Source organism: Roseburia sp. AF15-21 (genome assembly GCF_003479505.1).
Lineage (GTDB): Bacteria > Bacillota > Clostridia > Lachnospirales > Lachnospiraceae > Roseburia_C > Roseburia_C amylophila.
The window spans coordinates 475147-496315 of sequence record NZ_QUHG01000001.1 but is presented as its reverse complement, the minus strand read 5'-3'; the positions used below and the strand labels follow the sequence as shown (position 1 = coordinate 496315).

The following is a 21169-nucleotide window of genomic DNA, read 5'->3' as shown; positions in this document are numbered from 1 at the left end:
ATGGATTTCATGATATGATGAGTCCATCTTTTTTATCGAAATAAATGATGAATAACCCATCTTGGGGCTGCTCATGTAAATTGCAGAGTTCTTCTGCAGAAAAATCCCGGACAAACAAAATGAACAGAGAAAATGAAATAATTACAAAAAACAGAATAATTGCAAAACAGAAAGGTGAAATTTAATGTACAGTATTGTATCAACGGCAATCGTGCGTGGCATTGAGAGCATTCCTATCCGCGTGGAAGCAGATGTGACGGATGGTATGCCAGTGTTTGAAATGGTAGGATTTTTATCGGCAGAAGTGCGGGAGGCAAGAGAGCGGGTGCGGACAGCCCTTAAAAATTGTGGATACCGTCTCCCACCAAAACGGATTACGATTAATCTCTCGCCGGCATATGTAAGAAAATCCGGTTCGTCCTTTGATTTGCCGGTAGCAGTGGCAGTGCTTGCTGCAATGGGGATTATTCCGAAAGACAGGCTGGAACAGCTTCTGATTGTAGGAGAAGTAGGACTGGATGGAAGAATAAAACCGATTCATGGAGTATTGCCCATTGTGACAAAGGCTGCACAGGAGCGGATGGACGCCTGTATGGTGCCGGTGGAAAATGCCAAAGAAGCTGCATTGGTAAAAGGAATCCGTCTGTTTGGTGTAAACACATTGGAAGAAGTGATAAAAGGCTTTAATGATGAAATAAAATTCTGGGAGCCTGAGAAAGAAGAAATCGGGCTTGAGAAAAAGGTTAAGAGAAAAGAAGTACCGGATTTTTCAGAAATTAATGGACAACAGTTTGTGAAAAGAGCCTGTGAGATTGCGGTAAGCGGCAGACATAATCTCCTGATGATTGGACCACCAGGCGCAGGAAAGACAATGATTGCAAGGAGAATTCCGGGTATTTTACCGGAGATGACAGAAGAGGAGGCCCTGGAGGTAACAAAAATATACAGTGTAAGGGGACTTCTGACGGAAAGTGAAGCATGGATGGCAGAACGTCCTTTCCGTAATCCACATCATACCATAACACCACAGGGACTGGCAGGTGGTGGAATGGTTCCGGGACCGGGAGAAATCAGCCTCGCCCACCATGGTGTGCTCTTTTTAGATGAGCTGGCGGAGTTCCGGCGGGAAACCTTGGAAATTTTAAGACAGCCTATGGAAGAACACTGTGTAAAGCTTGCAAGGCTTGCCGGAAATTATGAATTTCCGTCGGATTTTATGCTGGTGGCTGCCATGAATCCCTGCCGGTGTGGATATTATCCGGATTTGAACCGCTGTCATTGCACGAAAGGAATGGTGGAACAGTATTTAAAGAAAATCAGTCAGCCTTTATTGGACAGAATTGATATCTGTGTAGAGACAAAGCGTGTGGAATATCAGGATTTAATTAAAGAAAATCCGCATCAGGAGACTTCGGCAGAAATCAGAAAAAGGGTGGTTGCAGCTATGGAGCGGCAGCAGCAAAGGTTTGCCGGAACTAACATTCGCTATAACAGTAGAATTCCGGCGGCATTACTGACAAAATATTGCAGATTATCGACAAAACAAAAACAGTATATGGAAAGCATTTATCAGAAGCTGGAATTGACAGCCAGATCTTATCATAGGATTTTGCGGGTGGCGAGAACCATTGCAGATATGGACGGTTCAGATGAAATCCTAACCAGACATTTAAGTGAGGCGGTCTGTTATCGGAATGTAGATAAGAAATTCTGGGAGGGATAAATGGAATGAAATATAAATACTGGCTGGCGTGTATGGCACAGATGGCAGAAAACATTGGAACCGGAAAAGTGGAAAAACTGTTTCGTTTTGCCGGAAGTGCAGGAGTCTTATATGACATGTCAGAAAAGGAATTCATGCAGATTCCGGGCATTACCGAAGCAGATGTGAAGTCTGTTCTTACCTATAAAAAAGCATGGAACTTAGAAGAAGCATGGGAGAATTTAAAAAGAAGCGGACTGTATCTTGTAACAAGAGAGGATGAAAACTATCCGAAACGTCTTTTATATATCAATAAGCCACCTTATGGAATTTTTTATAAGGGCAGTCTGCCACCGGAAGATAAGAAAAGTATTGCTATTGTGGGAGCAAGAAGATGCAGTGAATACGGTCGTTACTATGCAAAACATCTGGCGGAACTGGCAGTAAAAGCAGGCTGCATTATAATCAGTGGACTGGCTGCAGGAATTGATGGAGCAGCCCACAGTGGTGCCATGGCGGCAGAGGGAGAAACTTATGCTGTTATGGGATGCGGGGCAGATTACTGTTATCCCAGACAGAATCAGAGTCTTTATCGGACTATGACACAAAAAGGCGGAATTCTATCTGAATATATGCCGCAGACAAAACCTTTGGGAAAGTTGTTCCCGCAACGGAACCGGTTAATCAGCGGGCTTTCAGATGTGGTAGTTGTAATAGAAGCAAAGGAGCGGAGCGGTTCATTGATTACGGCAGACTTTGCCTTAGAGCAGGGAAAAGATATTTATGCACTTCCGGGGCGTGTTGGAGATGTGTTAAGTGGAGGCTGTAACCGCCTGATACGGCAGGGGGCGGGCATCATTGTGTCTCCGGAGGAATGGCTTAAGGATCTTGAAATTGACCTTGCCAATATAGTAGTTCCCAATGCTTTTTCAAAAAAGGTACTTGAAAAAGATGAAGGGGTGGTGTATAGTGTTCTCGATTTGCAACCGAAAAGTGCCCAGCAGATTTTGGAAGAAACAAAGCTTCCGGTAGACCGGATGTGTGAGATACTGCTGACGCTGGAAAATGCAGGTTTTATCAAAGAAGTATATAAGAATTATTATATAAAAATACATGAATAACCGCATAGAGAGAACAAAATAAAGGAGCAGGGTTATGGCTAAATATCTTGTTATTGTTGAGTCACCGGCAAAAGTTAAAACAATTAAAAAATTTCTTGGGAAAAATTATGAAGTGGATGCATCCAATGGACATGTGCGTGATTTACCGAAGAGTACCTTAGGATTTGATGCAGAGCATGGATTTGAACCAAAGTATATTACCATCAGGGGAAAAGGTGATGTACTTGCAAAATTAAGAAAAGAAGTAAAAAAAGCAGATGTCATTTATCTTGCAACAGACCCTGACCGTGAGGGAGAAGCAATTTCCTGGCATTTATATCAGGCACTGAATCTGGCAAATTCCGATAAAAAGGTTTACCGGATCAGTTTCAATGAGATTACCAAGAATGCAGTAAAGACCTCTTTAAAAAATCCGAGAGACATCGATATGGATTTAGTGAATGCCCAGCAGGCACGCCGTATGTTAGACCGTATGGTGGGTTACCGGATCAGCCCCTTATTATGGGCAAAGGTAAAAAGAGGCTTAAGTGCAGGACGTGTACAGTCTGTGGCATTGCGTTTGATCTGCGATCGTGAAAGTGAAATCAACGCATTTATACCGGAAGAATACTGGACCTTAGATGCAAGCCTGAAAGTAAAAGGTGAGAAGAAACCGTTAACTGCAAAGTTTTACGGAACAGCAAAAGAAAAAATGAATATCACCTCAAGAGAACAGGCAGATGCTATTATGGCAGAGCTTGAAAAAGAAAAATTTGCCGTAACAGATGTGAAAAAAGGGGAACGTAATAAAAAGGCTCCACAGCCGTTTATCACCAGTACCTTACAGCAGGAAGCATCCAAGGTGTTGAATTTCTCCACACAGAAAACCATGCGTTTGGCACAGCAGTTATACGAAGGTGTGGATGTAAAGGGAATCGGAACGGTTGGTCTGATTACTTACCTGAGAACAGATTCTGTCCGTATTTCAGAAGAAGCAGATGCTATGGCACGCAGCTTTATCGCAGTGCAGTATGGCGAGAATTATGTTTCTTCCCATGTACAGGAAAAGAAGAGCAGTAACAAGATTCAGGATGCCCATGAAGCAATCCGTCCGTCTGATATTACAAGAACACCGGTAATGGTAAAGGAATCATTATCCAGAGACCAGTTCCGCCTGTACCAGTTAATCTGGAACCGTTTTACCGCAAGCCGTATGAGTGATGCAAAATATGAGACAACATCCGTAAAAATCGGTGCTGGAAAATACTGTTTTACCGTAGCAGCATCCAAGCTTGTATTTGAAGGATTTATGTCTGTATACACCAATGAAGATGAGGAAAAGGGCACACAGAATGTGATGCTTAAGTCCATTGATAAAGATACAGAATTAAGTTTTGATGCATGGGATGAAAAACAGCATTTTACACAGCCGCCTGCTCATTATACCGAGGCATCTTTGGTAAAGGCATTGGAGGAACGTGGAATTGGAAGACCAAGTACCTATTCCCCGACCATAACCACCATTCTTGCCAGAAGATATGTGATTAAGGAAAATAAAAACCTTTATGTTACCGAGCTTGGTGAAGCAGTAAATTCCATTATGACAGAAGCATTTTCCAGTATCGTGGACGAACATTTTACCGCTAATATGGAGTCGCTGCTGGACAGCGTGGAAGAAGGAACCGTAAACTGGAAGACTGTAGTAAGCAATTTCTATCCGGATTTGGATGAGGCAGTAAAGCAGGCAGAAAAAGATCTGGAAAAAGTGCAGATAGCGGATGAAGTGACCGATGTAATTTGTGAAGAGTGCGGCAGAAATATGGTAATCAAATACGGTCCGCATGGTAAATTCTTGGCATGTCCTGGATTCCCGGAGTGCCGTAATACCAAACCGTATTTTGAGAAGATTGGTGTTGCCTGCCCGAAATGCGGCAAAGATATTGTACTACGTAAAACCAAGAAAGGCAGAAGATATTACGGATGTGAGAATAATCCGGAATGTGATTTCATGTCATGGGCAAAGCCGTCATCTGAGAAATGTCCGAAGTGCGGAAGTTATATGGTAGAAAAGGGCAATAAGCTTGCCTGTGCCAATGAGCAGTGTGGCTTTTCAGAGGAAAAACCAAAAAAGGATGAAAAGAATTAAAAGTACAATTCAAATCCTTGAATTATCAGAATAAACATGATAAAATATTAAACAGTCTAGTTATTCTGAATATAACGTGGAGGATATAAGTATGAGCGTTCAGCTGTTGGATAAAACAAGAAAAATAAATAAGCTTTTGCACAATAATAATTCGTCAAAGGTTGTGTTCAATGATATCTGTGAGGTTTTGACAGAGATATTGGATTCCAATATCCTTGTTATCAGTAAAAAAGGAAAGGTACTCGGAAGCAGCCAGTGCCGTGGAATTGATGAGATTCATGAACTGATTGTTGATGAAGTAGGCGGGTTTATTGATTCTATGCTGAATGAAAGACTGCTTGGAATTCTTTCCACAAAGGAAAACGTCAATCTGGAAACATTAGGATTTGAATCAGATATTAAGAAATATTCTGCAATTATTACACCGATTGATATTGCTGGTGAGCGGTTAGGAACATTGTTTGTATATCGTTATGATAACCAGTATGACATTGATGATATTATTCTCAGTGAATATGGAACAACAGTTGTCGGACTGGAAATGATGCGTTCTGTGAATGAGGAAAATGCGGAAGAGACCAGAAAAGTACAGATTGTGCGTTCAGCAATCAGCACACTTTCTTTTTCAGAGTTAGAGGCAATTACTCATATTTTTGATGAGTTAAACGGAACAGAAGGTATTCTTGTAGCCAGCAAGATTGCAGATCGTGTAGGAATTACACGTTCCGTTATTGTAAATGCATTGCGTAAGTTCGAAAGTGCAGGAGTCATCGAATCCCGTTCTTCCGGAATGAAGGGAACTTATATCAAAGTTGTAAATGATGTGGTGTTTGATGAACTTGCCAGAATACGAAAGGCAGATTAACCATAGAAATATAAACAAACAGAATATAAAGAAGAGCACACGGATGGTGCATCGGATAAAGGGATTTATAGTGGGAAAAAGCTGTAAATCCCTTTTATATTGTGTGGCCAATTGGAAAAAAACACTAGATAATGTAAAAATAAGAAAAAAATACTTGTGTTTTTTACAAGATTATTTATAATAAAATATGATGCGATAACAATATGGATAACTATGGAGGTGCAGTATGATAAGTTCAAATGCGTTTGACTATATGAATGTGCTGAATAAGGCCGCAAGTGCGAGCTGGGAAAGAGAACAGTTAATATCAAATAATATTGCAAATGCTGATACACCTGGATATAAACGCCGGGATTTGGATTTTGAAAGTACATTGGAATCCGAACTGGGCAAAAGCAAATATGTTTCACTGGATGACAAGGTGGCAAATATCCATATGGACCATCTGAATGCAAAGACATATATCGACAATGCCTCTTATTCTTACCGTCTGGACGGCAACAATGTTGACCCGGAGCAGGAGAATGTAGAGCTTGCCTCAGAAACAATCCGTTATCTGGGATTGACCAACAGTATCAGTCAGGAAATATCACGGTATAAAACCGTTATTAAATAAAATTGTGTGGGAGGAATAAAGAATGGCATTATTTCAGTCGTTTGATATCAGTGCGTCCGGTATGACGGCGCAGCGTTTTCGTATGGATACCATTTCTGAGAACGTAGCAAATGTAAATACAACCAGTACAGAGAATGGAACACCATACCGCAGAAAAATTGTAACTTTTTCGGAAAAAGGTGTAACTCCGTTCAGCAAAGTGCTTTCTGATTCCCGGGAAGGCTATGTGGGAAACGGAGTAAAGGTTTCTTCAGTGACAGAAGATTATTCTACTGATTTTACTATGGAATATGACCCATCCAATCCAGATGCGGATGAAAATGGTTATGTGTCATATCCGAATGTGAATATAGTAACAGAAATGACGAATCTTATTGATGCCAGCAGAGCATATGAGGCGAACGTAACAGCTTTTGATGCAAGCAAACAGATTGCACAGGCAGGATTACAGATTGGTAAATTATAAAAGATATTTGGAAAGGTGAGATAAACGATGAATGTTAATGTATTAACAGGAGTTTCGTCAGATGTTTTTAATACACAGAATGCAGCTGCAACACAGCAGTCAAACAGTGCGGAAAGCTTTGATAATATTCTTGCAACGGCAATGAACATGGTGAAGGAAACAAATAATTATCAGAACAATGCAGAGGAAGAGGAAATTAAATTTGCATTGGGAGAATCAACCAATACCCATGAATTGCTTGTGGCGCAGGAAAAGGCAAACATTGCATTATCGTATACAGTTGCAGTAAGGGATAAAGTAATAGATGCTTATAAAGAAATTATGAACATGCAGATTTAGTATAGGTAGGATGAGTAGATTATGCCAGACAGATTGAAAGCAATATTAGAAAAAATAAAAGAGTGGTGGCTGAAGTTTACAACAAAGCAGAAGACGCTTCTTATCAGTATTACGGCTGTAGTAATTCTTGCATTGGTGATACTGGCTGTCGTGATGACGAAACCTACGATGGTTCAGCTGATAACCTGTGAGGATGCAACGCAGGCATCGTCTGTAAAAGACCTTTTGGATGGAAACAGCATAGATTATGAGGTTTCTTCTGATGGAATGACTTTTTCGGTAAATGCAAAGAATCAGGCAGATGCAAATATTTTGCTTGGTTCAAACAGTATTCCGACCAACGGATTTACCATTGATGATGCATTAAGCGGCAGTATCAGCACAACGGAAGCTGATAAGAGTAAACGGTATCAGGTTTTTTTGGAAGATAAATTTGCAAAAGAACTGGAAAATATGGATTTGATTAAGTCGGCAGATGTTAACTTAAATATTCCGGAAGATGATGGAACCTTAGTTACAAGAAATCAGGAGTCCTATGCCAGCGTTAAGCTGGAACTGAACGGAGAGATGTCCGAAGACCAGGCGGCATCTTTAGCAAGATATATAGCAACTGAGATTGGCAATTCTTCCACGGATAATATTACGATTATTGACTCTAATTCCAACCTTTTATTTGCGGGTGGAGAAGAGAGTACAGCAATCGGAACTGCCAGCACACAGCTCAGTTATCAGACAAAGAAAGAAACACAGGTGAAGAAGGCTGTTACAGATGTGATTAAGGGAACAGACCTTTATGATACGATTGATGTAGGATTAAATTTAAAGCTGAATTTTGATCAGGTTACGACTAATGAGACAAATTATTCTGCGCAGGGAGACAGGGATGAAGGACTGATTACCCATGAGGACCGTTATCAGTCAGACTCAACCGGTGGTACGTCGGGAACACCGGGAACAGACTCTAATGGAGATGGAACAACTTATGTACTTCCGGATGGAAGCACATCAGAAAGCTCTATTACAGATGATTCCATTGACCGTGCACTGGATGAAAAGAACACCCAGACCATTGGCTCTGTAGGAGATATAGAATATGACCAGTCATCCATATCTGTAACGGTAGCCCGTTATGTGACTTATAATGAGGATACCTTAAAAGCAGATGGTACTCTGGACAATATGACCTTTGATGAATTTGTAACACAGAATAACAACCGGGTAAAGGGAACGGTAGATCAGGATCTTTATACTATGGTATCCAATGCAACCGGTATCCCGGCATCTAATATTTCGATTGTCAGCTATGATATTCCGATGTTTGAATATTCTAAGGGCAGCGGCAGGGGCTTTCAGGATTACCTGCAGATTATTCTTGCGGTTCTGATTTTTGCACTGTTAGGATATGTGGTATTCCGCAGTACCAGAAAAGAAAAAGAAACTGAGATTGAACCGGAACTTTCTGTAGAATCGTTGCTTGAGACAACCAAGCAGGCAGAACAGGAAGATTTGGAAGATATTGGTTACAATGAGAAGTCAGAGATTCGTGTCCTGATTGAAAAATTCGTAGATGAAAATCCGGAGGCTGTTGCGTCGTTGCTTCGTAACTGGCTGAATGAGGAGTGGGAATAAATGGGAACAGAAGAATATAATGGCATTCAGAAAGCGGCAATATTGCTGATAGCATTAGGACCGGAGAAGTCGGCCAGTATTTTCAAACATTTAAAAGAAGATGAAATAGAAGAACTGACACTAGAGATTGCAAATACCAGAAGCGTGTCACCACAGACCAAAGAAAGCGTATTAAACGAATTCTATCAGGTATGCCTTGCACAGCAGTATATTGCAGAAGGTGGTATTGGCTATGCCAAAGAACTCCTGGATAAGGCATTAGGCAGCGACAAGGCACAGGAGGTTATTACAAAACTGACAGCATCCCTTCAGGTTCGTCCGTTCGAATTTGTACGAAAGACAGATCCAAGTCAGGTGTTGAACTTTATTCAGGACGAGCATCCACAGACCATAGCCATGATTTTGTCATATCTGTCACCGGCACAGTCTGCAATGATTTTAGGAGCCCTGACACCGGAGAAACAGGCAGATGTTGCAAAACGTATTGCCAAGATGGACAGGACTTCACCAGATGTAATCAAAGAGGTAGAGCGTGTGTTAGAGAGAAAACTTTCTTCCCTGATCAATCAGGATTACACAATTGTGGGTGGTGTAGATGCTATCGTTGGTATTTTGAATACGGTAGACCGTGGAACAGAGAAACATATTATGGAATCCTTAGAAATCGAAGAGCCGGAACTTGCAGACGAAATCCGCAAGAAGATGTTTGTGTTCGAAGACATCCTGTTGCTGGACGACCGTGCAATCCAGCGTGTGCTGCGTGATGTGGACAACAATGACCTTGCTGTTGCACTGAAGGGTGCCAACGAAGAGGTTCAGAATGTTATCTTTAAGAACCTGTCCAAACGTCTTGCTGCCATGATTCGTGAAGATATGGAATTCATGGGTCCGGTAAGAATGAAGGATGTAGAAGAAGCACAGCAGAAGATTGTTGGTATTATTCGTAAACTGGAAGACTCCGCAGAAATTGTAATTTCCCGTGGCGGAGGTGATGAGATTATTGTCTAATTTATATAAACAGCGTTTTATCACGAATGAATCTGAGAGCCGCGTGATTAATTCCAATACGCTGGCGTATCGTATTTTAGAAGAACAGTCCCGGGCTCTTGCAAAGACAAGAGAACCGGAACAGCCACAGACAGAGTCAGGTGGATTTGTAGAAGGAATTACTGCACCGCAGGTGGAAACAATTGATTATGAAGCAGAGGCAAAGGAAAAAGCAGAAGAAATTTTAGCACAGGCAAATGCCGAAGCAGACGAAATCCGAAAAGCAGCCCGGGAGGAAGCAGACGAAATTCGTAAGCAGGCACAGGAACAGGGACAGGCAGAAGGTTTGGAACAGGGAATGCAGGAAGGTGCTGCGGTTTATGATGCAAAGTTAGAGAGCATTGGAAAAAGGGAACAGCAGCTGCAGGATTCTTATCTGGAACAGATGCGGGAACTGGAACCGAAGCTTGTACATACAATTACAGATGTGGTTTCCCATGTTTTCCATGTGCAGTTCCATGATAAGGATGAGATTGTACTTTATCTTGTAAAACGGGCAATGGAATCCATTGACGGACCGAAAGAATTTACAATCAAAGCAGGTCCGAAACAGGCAGCATATCTGGAAGAACATAAACAGGAGCTGTTAGAATGCGTGGGACAGAATGCAACTTTGGATTTAGTTACCATTCATTCCATGACTGAAGGAGAATGTATCATAGAGACAGATACAGGAGTGTTTGAGTGTGGAATGGATGTACAGCTGGATAATCTGATTCGTGATATACAGTCATTGTGTATGTGAGGAAAAAAGAGTGACATGTGATTTGGAAAAATATCAGTTACTTTCGGATAAGACATATTATACCTGCCTTGGAAGAGTGTCTAAGGTAGTAGGTCTTACCATTGAATCTATCGGACCGGAAGCAAAACTGAATGACTTGTGTAAAATATATCGGGATAGAGAGCAAAAAGAATATGTCATGGCAGAGGTAGTCGGTTTTAAGGATAACCGGCTGTTATTGATGCCTTTTGACAGTATTGAAGGTCTGGGTGTTGGATGTATCGTAGCAAATACGGGACATCCTTTGTCTGTTTTGGTGGGAGATGAGGTTTTAGGCCATATTCTGGATGGAATTGGACGACCGACAGATGTGGATGAGATTCATACCGATAAGGAATATCCGATTGAAGCCCCGCCACCAGATCCGATGAAGCGTGAAATCATCAGTGAGGTATTACCACTGGGAGTTAAAGCAGTGGATGGATTAATTACCATTGGAAAGGGACAGCGTATTGGAATTTTTGCGGGTTCCGGAGTTGGTAAGAGTACCCTGCTTGGTATGTTTGCAAGAAATACCAAAGCGGATATCAATGTAATTGCCCTGATTGGAGAGCGGGGCAGAGAGGTGAGAGAATTTATTGAACGGGACCTTGGCGAAGAAGGTATGCGCCGTTCGGTGGTAATTGTGGCAACTTCAGATAAACCGGCATTGATTCGTAATAAAGCAGCCAAAACTGCAACAGCTGTAGCGGAATATTTCAGGGATCAGGGAAAAGATGTACTGCTGATGATGGATTCACTGACCCGATTCTCCATGGCACAAAGAGAAATCGGACTTGCTACCGGGGAACCACCGGTTACCCGTGGATATCCACCAAGCGTGTATTCGGAAATGCCGAAATTATTAGAGCGGGCAGGAACAGCAGAAAGAGGTTCTATTACCGGACTTTATACGGTGCTGGTAGACGGTGACGATTTTAATGAGCCGATTACCGATACAGCAAGAAGTATTCTGGATGGACATATTGTGTTATCCAGAAAATTAGGACATAAGAATCATTATCCGGCAATCGATATTTTGCAGAGTATTTCCCGTGTAATGAGTTCCATTGTTTCGGCGGAGCATAAGGCGGTGGCAGGAAAGCTGAAAAATGTACTGGCAACCTATCAGGAAGCAGAAGATTTGATTAATATTGGCGCTTATAAGAGCGGCTCCAATGAAGAAATTGATTATGCGGTTTCTAAGATAAAAGCGGTCAATGAGTTTCTGTGTCAGAGGACTGATGAAAAATTTACATTTGAAGAAGAATTGACATTGTTGGAAGATGTATTCAAGTAGGAATGAGATATGGCAAAATTTATTTACCGAATGCAGAATATTTTAGATATTAAATTAAAACTGGAAAGTCAGGCAAAGATTGCATACAGCCAGGCAAATGCAGCACTCCGGGAAGAAGAGGCAAAGCTTTTAAAACTCTTTGAGCGGAAGAATGCATATGATAACCGGGCAAAAGAGTTGGTTGAAGGCAAAATAGATTTGCTGGAAATAAAAAAATGCAGACAGGCAATTGAAAGCATGAAGGTGTTGATTCGAAGACAGATGATGCAGGTGCAGGTAGCAGAGAAAAATGTGGAAGCCGCCAGGCAGAAACTGGAAGAAGTTATGAAAGAGCGAAAGACGCAGGAAAAACTACGGGAAAAAGATTTTGAAGATTTCAAACAACAACTGGCGCAGGAAGATAACAAGGTAGTAGACGAACTGGTAAGCTATAGCTATGGCAGACCGAAAAAATAGACAGGTGGTGTAACGATGGCAGAAGAAATGGATAAGAAAGCAGCAAAGAAAGCGGAGAAGGCAAGAAAGAAGGCAGAAAAAAAGGCTGCAAAGAACATGGAAACTGATTTGGAAAATACAGAAGAAGAGGAAGGCAGTTCTTCAAAACTGGCAGTTGCTCTGGTAACATTGGTCATCATTATTGTATGGCTGGCAATATTGGCACTGCTGATTAAATGGGATGTTGGAGGATTTGGCTCTACGGTAATGCGTCCACTATTAAAAGATATTCCGTATGTCAACCGGATTTTACCGGACTCTGAGGACGATCTTTCTACGGAAGAGGATTATCCATATAAGAATATGGATGAAGCGGTGGCTTACATAAAAGAACTGGAGCAGGAACTGGCACAGGCACAGCAGGGGAGCAGTGAAAACAGTGCCTATATCGCGGATTTGGAAGCACAGTCCCAGAAGCTGAAAGAATATGAAGCAAATGAGGCTGCTTTTGAAGAAGAAAAAGAAAAATTTTATAATGAGGTTGTTTTTTCGGACCAGGCACCCGATATAGAACAATATAAGGAATATTATGAGAGTATTGATCCGGATAATGCGGAACTTTTGTATAAACAGGTAGTGGAACAGCAGCAGACAGACAGTAAGATATCTGATTATGTTAAGGGCTATTCCCAGATGAAACCGAAGGAAGCAGCAGCCATATTTGACACCATGACAGATAATCTGAATCTGGTGGCACAGATATTGGAAAATATGGATGCGCAATCAAGAGCTGATATTCTAGGGAAAATGAATTCTGATACAGCCGCAAAGGTGACAGAAATCATGAATCCTTCAGAATAAATAAAATTGAATAAAGAAGAAAGGAGGAAGAATACATGACGAGTGCAAAGATTTCGGGAATGGTATCAACCCCTGGAACTTTAGACACAGGACTTTCCAAAGTGACGGGCACTGTGGAAAAAGGGTTATGTGCAACTGCACAGGCAAGCTTTGCTTCTGTGATGGAACAGAAAACATCCGGTTATGGAAACCAGCAGCTTACCAGTGAAAATCCGGTAGGAAAAGAACCTGCAGCAACAACCACACAGCCGGCAGCTGTAGCAGACAGCACAAAGAAACTGAATGTAAAGGAGAATTCTCCTACACAGAAAGTGGAAGAACTGCAGAATCAGCTGGAAGACACAAAGGATGCATTTGAAACTGGTGTAAAAGAAATTCTGAAAGATGAACTTGGCGTTTCGGATGAGCAGGTAGAAGATGCTATGTCTATACTGGGATTGCAGTGGATGGATTTGCTGAACCCGGCAAGCCTTTCACAGCTTGTGACACAACTGACAGGAACTGAGGATGCCTGTTCACTGCTTATGAGTGAAGAATTCACAAATATTATGCAGAATACAGATGCGTTGGTTCAGAACTTAAGTGAGACACTTGGAATTTCTAGGGATGAGTGGGTAGCATTACAGAATCAGTTGGCAGAACTGACAGTGGATTTTAACGAAACAGTGGATATGGCAGATGGCGGCGTACAGGAAATGGCTCCACAGACTGATGCGACAATTACTTCACAGGATACAACAGTAATGGCAGCTACAGTTCAGATGACCCATACTACAGAAGAAGCACAGAATGTACAGCCGGAAGAAGAGGCAGAAGATGCAGCGCCGGTAATTCAGGTGAATGCGTCAGAGGATGCACAGACTGAAAACAATGTATCAGAGGATGCGTCCGGTGAAATGGGCGAGCCAGCAGCCCAGTCACAGAAAACGAAAGAGAGCAGTGTAAATGAACATGCGCAGAATATGGAATTTCAGGTAAGAGCAGAACAGCAGACTGTAGCACCGGAAGAGGTAAATAAGGTGGCATCCCGTACAACCATTGATGTGCAGGATATTATGAATCAGATTACAGAATTCGCAAAAGTGAATCTCTCCTCAGAAAATTCATCCATTGAGATGCAGCTGAATCCGGAAAATCTTGGAAAAGTATATTTACACATTGCAGCAACCAAAGAAGGAAATATAACTGCAGAACTGGCAGTAAGCAGTGAAACAGTAAAGACCGCTTTGGAAGCACAGATTGCAGACCTTCGAACCAGTTTAAACCAGCAGGGAATCAAAGTAGATGCAGTCGAAGTTACAATAGCAAGTCATGAATTTGAACGGAACTTAGAGCAGAATGCATCTGGAGAAGAACAGCAGGGCAGTCAGAGAGAAGAATCTGGAAGAACAGCCGGAAGAAGATTGTTCCGTGGAGAATTGGACGAGTTATCCGGGCTTATGAATGAAGAAGAAGCATTGGCAGCCCAGATTATGAAAGACCATGGAAATACCATGGATGTAACAGCGTAGAAAGGAGCACAAAATGATAATACAGCTTATAAAAAATGGCGAGGTTGTGGATACCAGTGCAGAATCAAATTCCTCATCCTCTACTTCCAAAAAATCAGGAGGTAGTCTGGATAAAGATGCGTTTTTACAACTGTTAGTAGCACAGATGAAATATCAGGATCCATTGGAACCAACAGATAATACAGAGTATATTTCACAGCTGGCAACATTCTCACAGTTAGAGGAAACTCAGAATATGCAGGCATCCTTACAGGAGATGGAAGCAAATTCACTGGTGGGAAAACAGGTAGTACTTCGTGTTACATCTTCTGCAACAGGCGAGACATCCGATGTTACCGGAACAGTAGACAGTGTAATCCATGAGAACAATAAGACTTATCTTATGGTAAATAACAACCTTTACTCCATTGACGATTTATATTCTGTTATGGACGACAGTTATATGGATGCAATCAGCCTTGCAAAATCATTTTCACTTGCAATTGCATCATTACCTTCAGCAGATGAACTTACACTGGATAATGCAGGTACACTGACTAACCTTCGGAAAGCATATGACAGCATGACCAGTTATCAGAAGTCATTCATTAAACAGAGTGATATCGATAAACTTGTAAAACTGGAAGAGAAAATGAAACAGTTACAGGCTGCTGCCGGAGAAAACGGTGATAAGACAGAAGGTAACGGTGGTACAGAAGACAAAAAAGATACAGAAGAAACAGGGAAAGCAGAGTAAACCACGGAAGGTTATTAGGGAGATGAAAGCATGAATAAGATAGCAAATCAATTCACTTCCATTGAACAGGTAGCAGACCAGTATCTCAATCCTTCGAAGAGTAATAAAACGCAGCCGGAGCAGGGAGCTTCTTTTGCGGAGGTATTAAAAGAAAAGCAAAAAGCAGCAGATGTTTCCGAAGTGAAATTTTCGAAGCATGCAAGCATGCGGTTGTCTACCCGGAATATCAGTCTTTCAGACCAGCAGAGTGAACGTTTGGAAGCGGGTGTGGAGATGGCTGAGAAGAAAGGAATCAAAGAATCCTTAGTAGTAGTTGATTCGCTGGCATTCATTGTAAATGTACCGAGCAGGACAGTTGTAACAGCAATGGACCAGAATGAATCAGAAAATAATGTTTTTACAAATATTGATGGTGCAGTAATAGCATAGCCGGACCTTATGGAGGCTGTGAGAACCCTGACTGACAGATGGGTTCTGCGTCAGACATCAAATTTAGGAGGTCATTTCATTATGATGAGATCAATGTATTCTGCTGTGTCAGGACTTAAGACACATCAGACAAAGATGGACGTTATCGGTAACAATATTGCCAATGTAAATACCGTGGCATTTAAAGAGTCCAGTGTAACATTCAGCGAGATTATGTATCAGACAATTTCTGGTGCATCCGGAGCAAATGCAACAACCGGAACCGGTGGAATTAATGCCAAGCAGATTGGTCTTGGTGTAACAACAGGTTCTACTTCCATCGACATTACTTCCGGTGGGGCAGCCCAGACAACCGGAAAAGCATTTGACTTAAGAATTACAGATAAGGGTAATACAACAAGTTTCTTTGTTGTAAGCAACGGTACTGAAAATCTTTTTACCAGAGCAGGTTCTTTCTATATCGATGGCTCAGGAAATCTTGCCATGACATCTACCGGATACAATGTTATGGGATGGCAGGTAGACCCGACCACCGGACAGATTAAAAAAGACCAGGTATCTGCACTTCGTATCATGCAGGAAAGCAATCTTACTTCTCCGGCAGAAGCAACAACGAATGCAGTTTGTGGTGGTATTGTAGATAAAAACAGTACAGAAATAACCAGTGAAAGTGGATATGCCATGAATTTGAATTTCTTCGATGCATTGGGATATTCCTATACCGCAAAATTTGCAGTCAAAGGTGTAGATACCGATGCCGGAACTTATACCGTTGAGTTGAGTGCTATTTATGATTCTTCCAATAAGAATATCTTAGAGGAGTTTTTGGCAAATGGTGGAAATCTTTCTGATGTATTCGGAGCAAATGCCAGCGGTGGAATTACTAATGCACAGACTGCTTACAATGCAATCAGTACAGAGTGGACAGATACTGGAGCATCTAATTCCTTTGGCGGAAATACATATCATCAGTTCCGTAACAGCAGTGGTGAAATGTACTATATCAATACAACACAGAATGCCGCTACCGGACAGTATGACAGCAAAGTATATCGTGCAATTACTTCAGCCGGTGGTGTAGTAAAAGGATACGAAGCAGTAACGGACGTATCACTTTCTGATATTTATACCGGGTTACAGCCTGGTGCAACCATCAACAGCATTACTGATGGCAATCCACCTACTATTGAAGCAACAGCAGTAAATTACGAACTGAAGTTTGATACTGGTACTGGAAAAGGTAAATTTGTTTCCGTGGGTGACAGCACTAACGGCTCAGTCACATTGAACATGAAACAGTTAGGCGACCAGTTTGAAAATATTTCCATTGATTTTACACAGTGTAAGAATTCTAATAATGGTGGAACATCTACTGTTGGAATGGATGCGGGAGCAATTGATGGAACAACCGGAACAGGTAAGAAGCTTGGAGCATTAACCGGTGTATATGTAGATACCAATGGTAAAATTTACGGTTCTTACGATAATGGTAATACTGTTCTTTTGGGCCAGATTGCATCTGCCCGCTTTGCAAATGCAGCCGGACTTGAAAAAGTAGGAGATAACTGCTACCGTACTACTTTAAACTCCGGTGAATTTGATGGAATTGGTGTCGAAATTACTTCAAACGGAAGTACCATGAATTCCGGAGAACTGGAAATGTCCAACGTAGACCTGGCTTCTGAATTTACCGAGATGATTACCACGCAGAGAGGTTTCCAGGCAAACTCAAGAGTAATTACTACATCCGATACGCTTCTTGAGGAGTTGATTAATCTGAAACGATAATAAAAATAGTCAGATATAGCGAAAAATAATATAAAAACAGTACATATAGGGGGACTATATTTGATAGTTCCCCTATATATGGTATAATAGAAAATGGAATTGTTTCTAAAATAATTGTAAAAAAAGTAGACATTTTGCTGAAAGTTTAGTAAGATTATATAGAAATGAAAATGAAAATACAAAAAGGTGGGTAACAAGGACCATTTTCAAAAGAATGGTGTTCCCATAATTTTATAGAAATGTAGGTGGATAAATTGGATATAGCATCACTTATTGGTACCTTGATGGGACTTGCAATGGTTTTATTTGGAATTATTCAAAGTGCAGGTGTATCGGCAATATGGAATACATATATGGACTTCCCATCCGCTGTTATTACGATTGGAGGATCTATTGCTGGTGTTCTGGCATGTAACAGTATGGCAGATTTCATTAATGGCTTTAAGTCAGCGGGAAATGCTTTTAAGTTACATAAGAATGACCCGAGTGAGATTATTGGAAATATCATTAATCTTTCAAATATTGCCAGAAAAGAGGGGCTTCTTGCATTGGAAGAAGCAGCGAATGATATTGATGATGACTTTCTGAAAAAAGGAGTTATGCTGGTAGTAGATGGAACTGACCCGGAACTGGTGCGTGGAATTCTGGAAACAGATTTGGGCTGCATTGAGGACCGGCATAAGAAAGTAATCGGCTTCTGGGAAAAGTGGGGAGAATTAGCTCCGGCTTGGGGTATGATTGGTACCCTGATTGGTCTGATTAATATGTTGAAGGATTTACAGGATGCATCTTCCATCGGACCTAATATGGCAGTTGCCCTGATTACAACATTGTATGGTTCGCTGATATCTAACTGGATCTGTAATCCGATTGCATCAAAGATGTCAGATAATAATGCCAGAGAAATTATAATGAAAGAGGTTACCGTTGAGGGACTTTTGTCTATTCAGGCAGGAGAAAACCCTCGTGTAATAGAAGAAAAACTGAAATCATTCCTGTCACCACAGGCAAGAGAGGCTTATAATGCACAAGATGAAGCCGGAGGTGAAGAATAATGGCGAGAAAGAAGCGGGAACCGGAAGCAAAGCCGGCGGCTGGCTGGATAACCACCTTTAGTGATTTGATGAATCTGTTGCTGTGCTTTTTCGTGTTGCTTTTTTCCATGTCTACCGTTGATGCAGAGAAGTTTCAGATGGTGATAGCCTCGCTGCAGAGCAGCTTAAGTATTATGCCGGCAGGCAGTATGAGTATTGGCGAGGGAGAAATGGTGGGCAACGGAATCAGCCAGTTGCCGAATATTGATGTTTTTTTTGAAACGTCCTCAGGAGAGGATGGGGATTCCCAGGGTGGCAAAACAGAAGAGACTGAGACTGAGACAGATGTAGCAGAGCAGTATAAAGAACAGGCATTGGCGGAATCAGAACAAATGGCAGAACAAATCGAGCAGCAGATAGAGGCGGGTGGATTACAGAATCAGGTGGAAGTAGATTTTAATGCCGAGTATGTAAAACTTACATTAAATGGAGCAATATTATTTGATTCGGCAAAGGCAAATATCCGGGAAGATGCCCAGCCGCTGATTGCTAAAATAGGAACTATCCTGGAAAACTATGACAGCAATGTGATTGAAATTGAAGGACATACCGACAATGTGCCAATCCATTCGTCAAAATATGAAAACAATAATGTACTGTCCATGTACCGGGCACTTTCTGTGGCGGATTTTATCCGGGATAATACCACATTGAATCCGGCACTGATTAAATCCTCAGGAAGAGGGGAATATGTTCCTGTAGCAGATAATACTACAGAGGAAGGCAGAGCAAGAAACCGTCGTGTTGAAATTAAGGTATATAATTCATATAATTCCGGCGGCACTACAGAATAGGAGGAAATGAGATGAAGAAGAACCTTATGTCAGTGCTTATTTTGGCACTGGTTCTGGTGAACCTGATTTTGACAGGAATACTTACAATAACAATCCTGCCGCAAACAAAGAAATCCAATGAGCTGGTAAACAAGGTATGCAGTGCAATTGATCTGGAGCTGGAGAGTGGGGATGGAACTGAGTCTGCCAGCATTCCAATGGACCAGATTGTGACCTATAAAATTGAAGATGCCATGACAATCAATTTAAAAACAGGTGCAGATGGCGAAACTCATTATGTAAAGCTTACAGCATCCATTTCCATGGACAGCAAGAACGATGGATATAAAACCTATGGCGAAGATATGGCTGATCGTGAAACAATTTTAAAAGATACCATTAATAGCGTAATTAATACCTATACAATGGATGAATTTAATGCGGATCGGCAGGCGGTTAAAGACGCTATACTGGCAGAACTACAGAAGCAGTTTGGTTCAGATTTTATCATTGCAGTCAACTTCTCGGAAGTAACTGTAGTATAGGATTAAAAATAGTAAGCATGAAATATAAGGTGGTGAGAGTCCGTGAGCGAAGTTTTATCTCAGAATGAGATAGATAACCTGCTTCAGGCATTGAGCAGCGGCGAGCTGGATGTAGAAGAAATGAAGGACAATGGCGAGAAGCAGATTAAGAATTATGATTTCGCCAGACCTTCCAAGTTTTCAAAAGAACACTTAAGAACACTGGAGATTGTGTTTGAACATTATGGCAGACTGATATCCACAAATCTTCCGGTTTATCTAAGAAAAAATATTCAGGTTGAGGTGATGAACTCTGAAGCAGTTACCTATTCTGAGTTTTCAAATGCACTTTCTAATCCGGTGGTTCTTGGTATTGTTAATTTTTCTCCATTGAAAGGTTCGGTTATTCTGGAGATTGCTTCAAATCTTGCATATGCCATGGTGGATCGTATGCTTGGTGGAAGCGGAGAACCATTAGCGAAAGTCCGTGACTTTTCAGAAATAGAGTTGCTGATTATAGAAAGAATTATGGGAGTCTGCGTCGACCTGCTCCGGGAACCGTGGGAAAATGTTGTGGATTTACATCCAAGACTGGAACGTATTGAAACAAATTCGCAGTTTGCTCAGATTATTTCTCCGAGTGAAATGATTGCAATTGTTACAATTAATGTAAAAATAGGAGATGTTGAAGGTCTGATGAATATCTGCCTTCCGTATCTTACTTTGGAACCTGTTATGGACAAGTTGAATACAAAATACTGGTATTCTACCATGCAGGAAAAAGATGAACAGCGTTATACGGAAGCAATTGAAACTTTGATTTCAAAAGCACCGATACCTGTAAAAGCAATTTTAGGTAACAGCACCATATCGGTAAACGACTTCATGAATTTACAGGTGGGTGATATAGTTAGATTGGACACGAAAGTGGACCAGGAGCTGGATGTTTACGTTGGAAACATTCGTAAGTTTACTGCATTGCCGGGAGCTTCGGGTGATGACTATGCAGTAAGAGTAATGTCAGTAATTAGAGAGGAGCAGTAAG

At 41.4% G+C, this 21169-nt stretch carries 21 protein-coding genes; all 21 read left to right on the top strand.

Going from position 1 to position 21169, the window contains the following annotated elements:
• Nucleotides 1–184 precede the first annotated feature (184 nt).
• The 21 genes from DWW33_RS02430 to fliM all read left to right on the top strand — a co-directional run bounded on the left by DWW33_RS02430 (nt 185) and on the right by fliM (nt 21168).
• A complete protein-coding gene (locus DWW33_RS02430) occupies nt 185–1723 on the top strand; it encodes a YifB family Mg chelatase-like AAA ATPase (RefSeq protein WP_118638765.1) in 1539 nt (512 codons plus the stop codon).
• A 5-nt stretch (nt 1724–1728) separates the two neighbouring features.
• Nucleotides 1729–2823, top strand: a complete 1095-nt coding sequence (gene dprA / locus DWW33_RS02425; RefSeq protein WP_118638764.1) for a DNA-processing protein DprA — start codon at nt 1729–1731, stop codon at nt 2821–2823.
• 34 nt (nt 2824–2857) lie between these two features.
• Nucleotides 2858–4948 (top strand): type I DNA topoisomerase, encoded by a 2091-nt coding sequence (topA, locus tag DWW33_RS02420; RefSeq protein ID WP_118638763.1) that lies wholly within the window; start codon nt 2858–2860, stop codon nt 4946–4948.
• 91 nt (nt 4949–5039) lie between these two features.
• The gene (gene codY / locus DWW33_RS02415; protein WP_022243319.1) at nt 5040–5813 is read left to right on the top strand and encodes a GTP-sensing pleiotropic transcriptional regulator CodY; all 774 of its coding nucleotides are present in this window, start codon (nt 5040–5042) and stop codon (nt 5811–5813) included.
• A 226-nt stretch (nt 5814–6039) separates the two neighbouring features.
• On the top strand, nt 6040–6429 hold the full coding sequence (flgB, locus tag DWW33_RS02410; RefSeq protein WP_117698276.1) for a flagellar basal body rod protein FlgB: 390 nt from the start codon (nt 6040–6042) through the stop codon (nt 6427–6429).
• A gap of 22 nt (nt 6430–6451) precedes the next feature.
• A complete protein-coding gene (gene flgC, locus DWW33_RS02405) occupies nt 6452–6895 on the top strand; it encodes a flagellar basal body rod protein FlgC (RefSeq protein ID WP_117698275.1) in 444 nt (147 codons plus the stop codon).
• Nucleotides 6896–6922: 27 nt separating this feature from the next.
• Nucleotides 6923–7234 (top strand): flagellar hook-basal body complex protein FliE, encoded by a 312-nt coding sequence (gene fliE / locus DWW33_RS02400; RefSeq protein WP_022243316.1) that lies wholly within the window; start codon nt 6923–6925, stop codon nt 7232–7234.
• Between the two features lie 21 nt (nt 7235–7255).
• Entirely contained in the window at nt 7256–8863 is a 1608-nt protein-coding gene (locus DWW33_RS02395; protein ID WP_117947050.1) for a flagellar M-ring protein FliF C-terminal domain-containing protein, read from the top strand.
• Nucleotides 8864–9871 (top strand): flagellar motor switch protein FliG, encoded by a 1008-nt coding sequence (gene fliG, locus DWW33_RS02390; protein ID WP_022243314.1) that lies wholly within the window; start codon nt 8864–8866, stop codon nt 9869–9871. It abuts the gene before it with no gap.
• Nucleotides 9864–10655 (top strand): FliH/SctL family protein, encoded by a 792-nt coding sequence (locus DWW33_RS02385; protein ID WP_158577441.1) that lies wholly within the window; start codon nt 9864–9866, stop codon nt 10653–10655. Before fliG ends, DWW33_RS02385 begins: the two co-directional genes overlap by 8 nt.
• A 10-nt stretch (nt 10656–10665) precedes the next feature.
• A complete protein-coding gene (gene fliI, locus DWW33_RS02380; protein ID WP_117698274.1) occupies nt 10666–11973 on the top strand; it encodes a flagellar protein export ATPase FliI in 1308 nt (435 codons plus the stop codon).
• A 9-nt stretch (nt 11974–11982) separates the two neighbouring features.
• Nucleotides 11983–12429 carry a flagellar export protein FliJ gene (fliJ, locus tag DWW33_RS02375; RefSeq protein ID WP_117698273.1) on the top strand — a complete coding sequence of 149 codons (447 nt, stop codon included), beginning with the start codon at nt 11983–11985 and terminating at the stop codon, nt 12427–12429.
• A gap of 15 nt (nt 12430–12444) precedes the next feature.
• On the top strand, nt 12445–13269 hold the full coding sequence (locus DWW33_RS02370) for a MotE family protein (protein ID WP_118057402.1): 825 nt from the start codon (nt 12445–12447) through the stop codon (nt 13267–13269).
• A 35-nt stretch (nt 13270–13304) separates the two neighbouring features.
• Nucleotides 13305–14780, top strand: a complete 1476-nt coding sequence (locus DWW33_RS02365) for a flagellar hook-length control protein FliK (protein WP_118638761.1) — start codon at nt 13305–13307, stop codon at nt 14778–14780.
• A 13-nt stretch (nt 14781–14793) separates the two neighbouring features.
• Nucleotides 14794–15516: a flagellar hook capping FlgD N-terminal domain-containing protein gene (locus DWW33_RS02360; RefSeq protein ID WP_118638760.1), complete on the top strand. Its 723-nt coding sequence runs from the start codon at nt 14794–14796 to the stop codon at nt 15514–15516.
• 30 nt (nt 15517–15546) lie between these two features.
• Entirely contained in the window at nt 15547–15945 is a 399-nt protein-coding gene (locus DWW33_RS02355) for a TIGR02530 family flagellar biosynthesis protein (protein ID WP_022243307.1), read from the top strand.
• Between the two features lie 81 nt (nt 15946–16026).
• Complete coding sequence (locus DWW33_RS02350) at nt 16027–17733, top strand: flagellar hook protein FlgE (protein ID WP_118638759.1); 1707 nt, start codon at nt 16027–16029, stop codon at nt 17731–17733.
• Nucleotides 17734–17987: 254 nt separating this feature from the next.
• Complete coding sequence (locus DWW33_RS02345; RefSeq protein ID WP_117841168.1) at nt 17988–18788, top strand: motility protein A; 801 nt, start codon at nt 17988–17990, stop codon at nt 18786–18788.
• Entirely contained in the window at nt 18788–19621 is an 834-nt protein-coding gene (locus DWW33_RS02340; RefSeq protein ID WP_118638758.1) for an OmpA/MotB family protein, read from the top strand. The genes DWW33_RS02345 and DWW33_RS02340 overlap by 1 nt, the downstream gene beginning before the upstream one ends.
• Before the next feature lie 11 nt (nt 19622–19632).
• On the top strand, nt 19633–20145 hold the full coding sequence (locus DWW33_RS02335) for a flagellar basal body-associated FliL family protein (RefSeq protein WP_117699053.1): 513 nt from the start codon (nt 19633–19635) through the stop codon (nt 20143–20145).
• Nucleotides 20146–20187: 42 nt separating this feature from the next.
• Entirely contained in the window at nt 20188–21168 is a 981-nt protein-coding gene (gene fliM, locus DWW33_RS02330) for a flagellar motor switch protein FliM (protein ID WP_117699052.1), read from the top strand.
• Nucleotide 21169 lies beyond the last annotated feature (1 nt).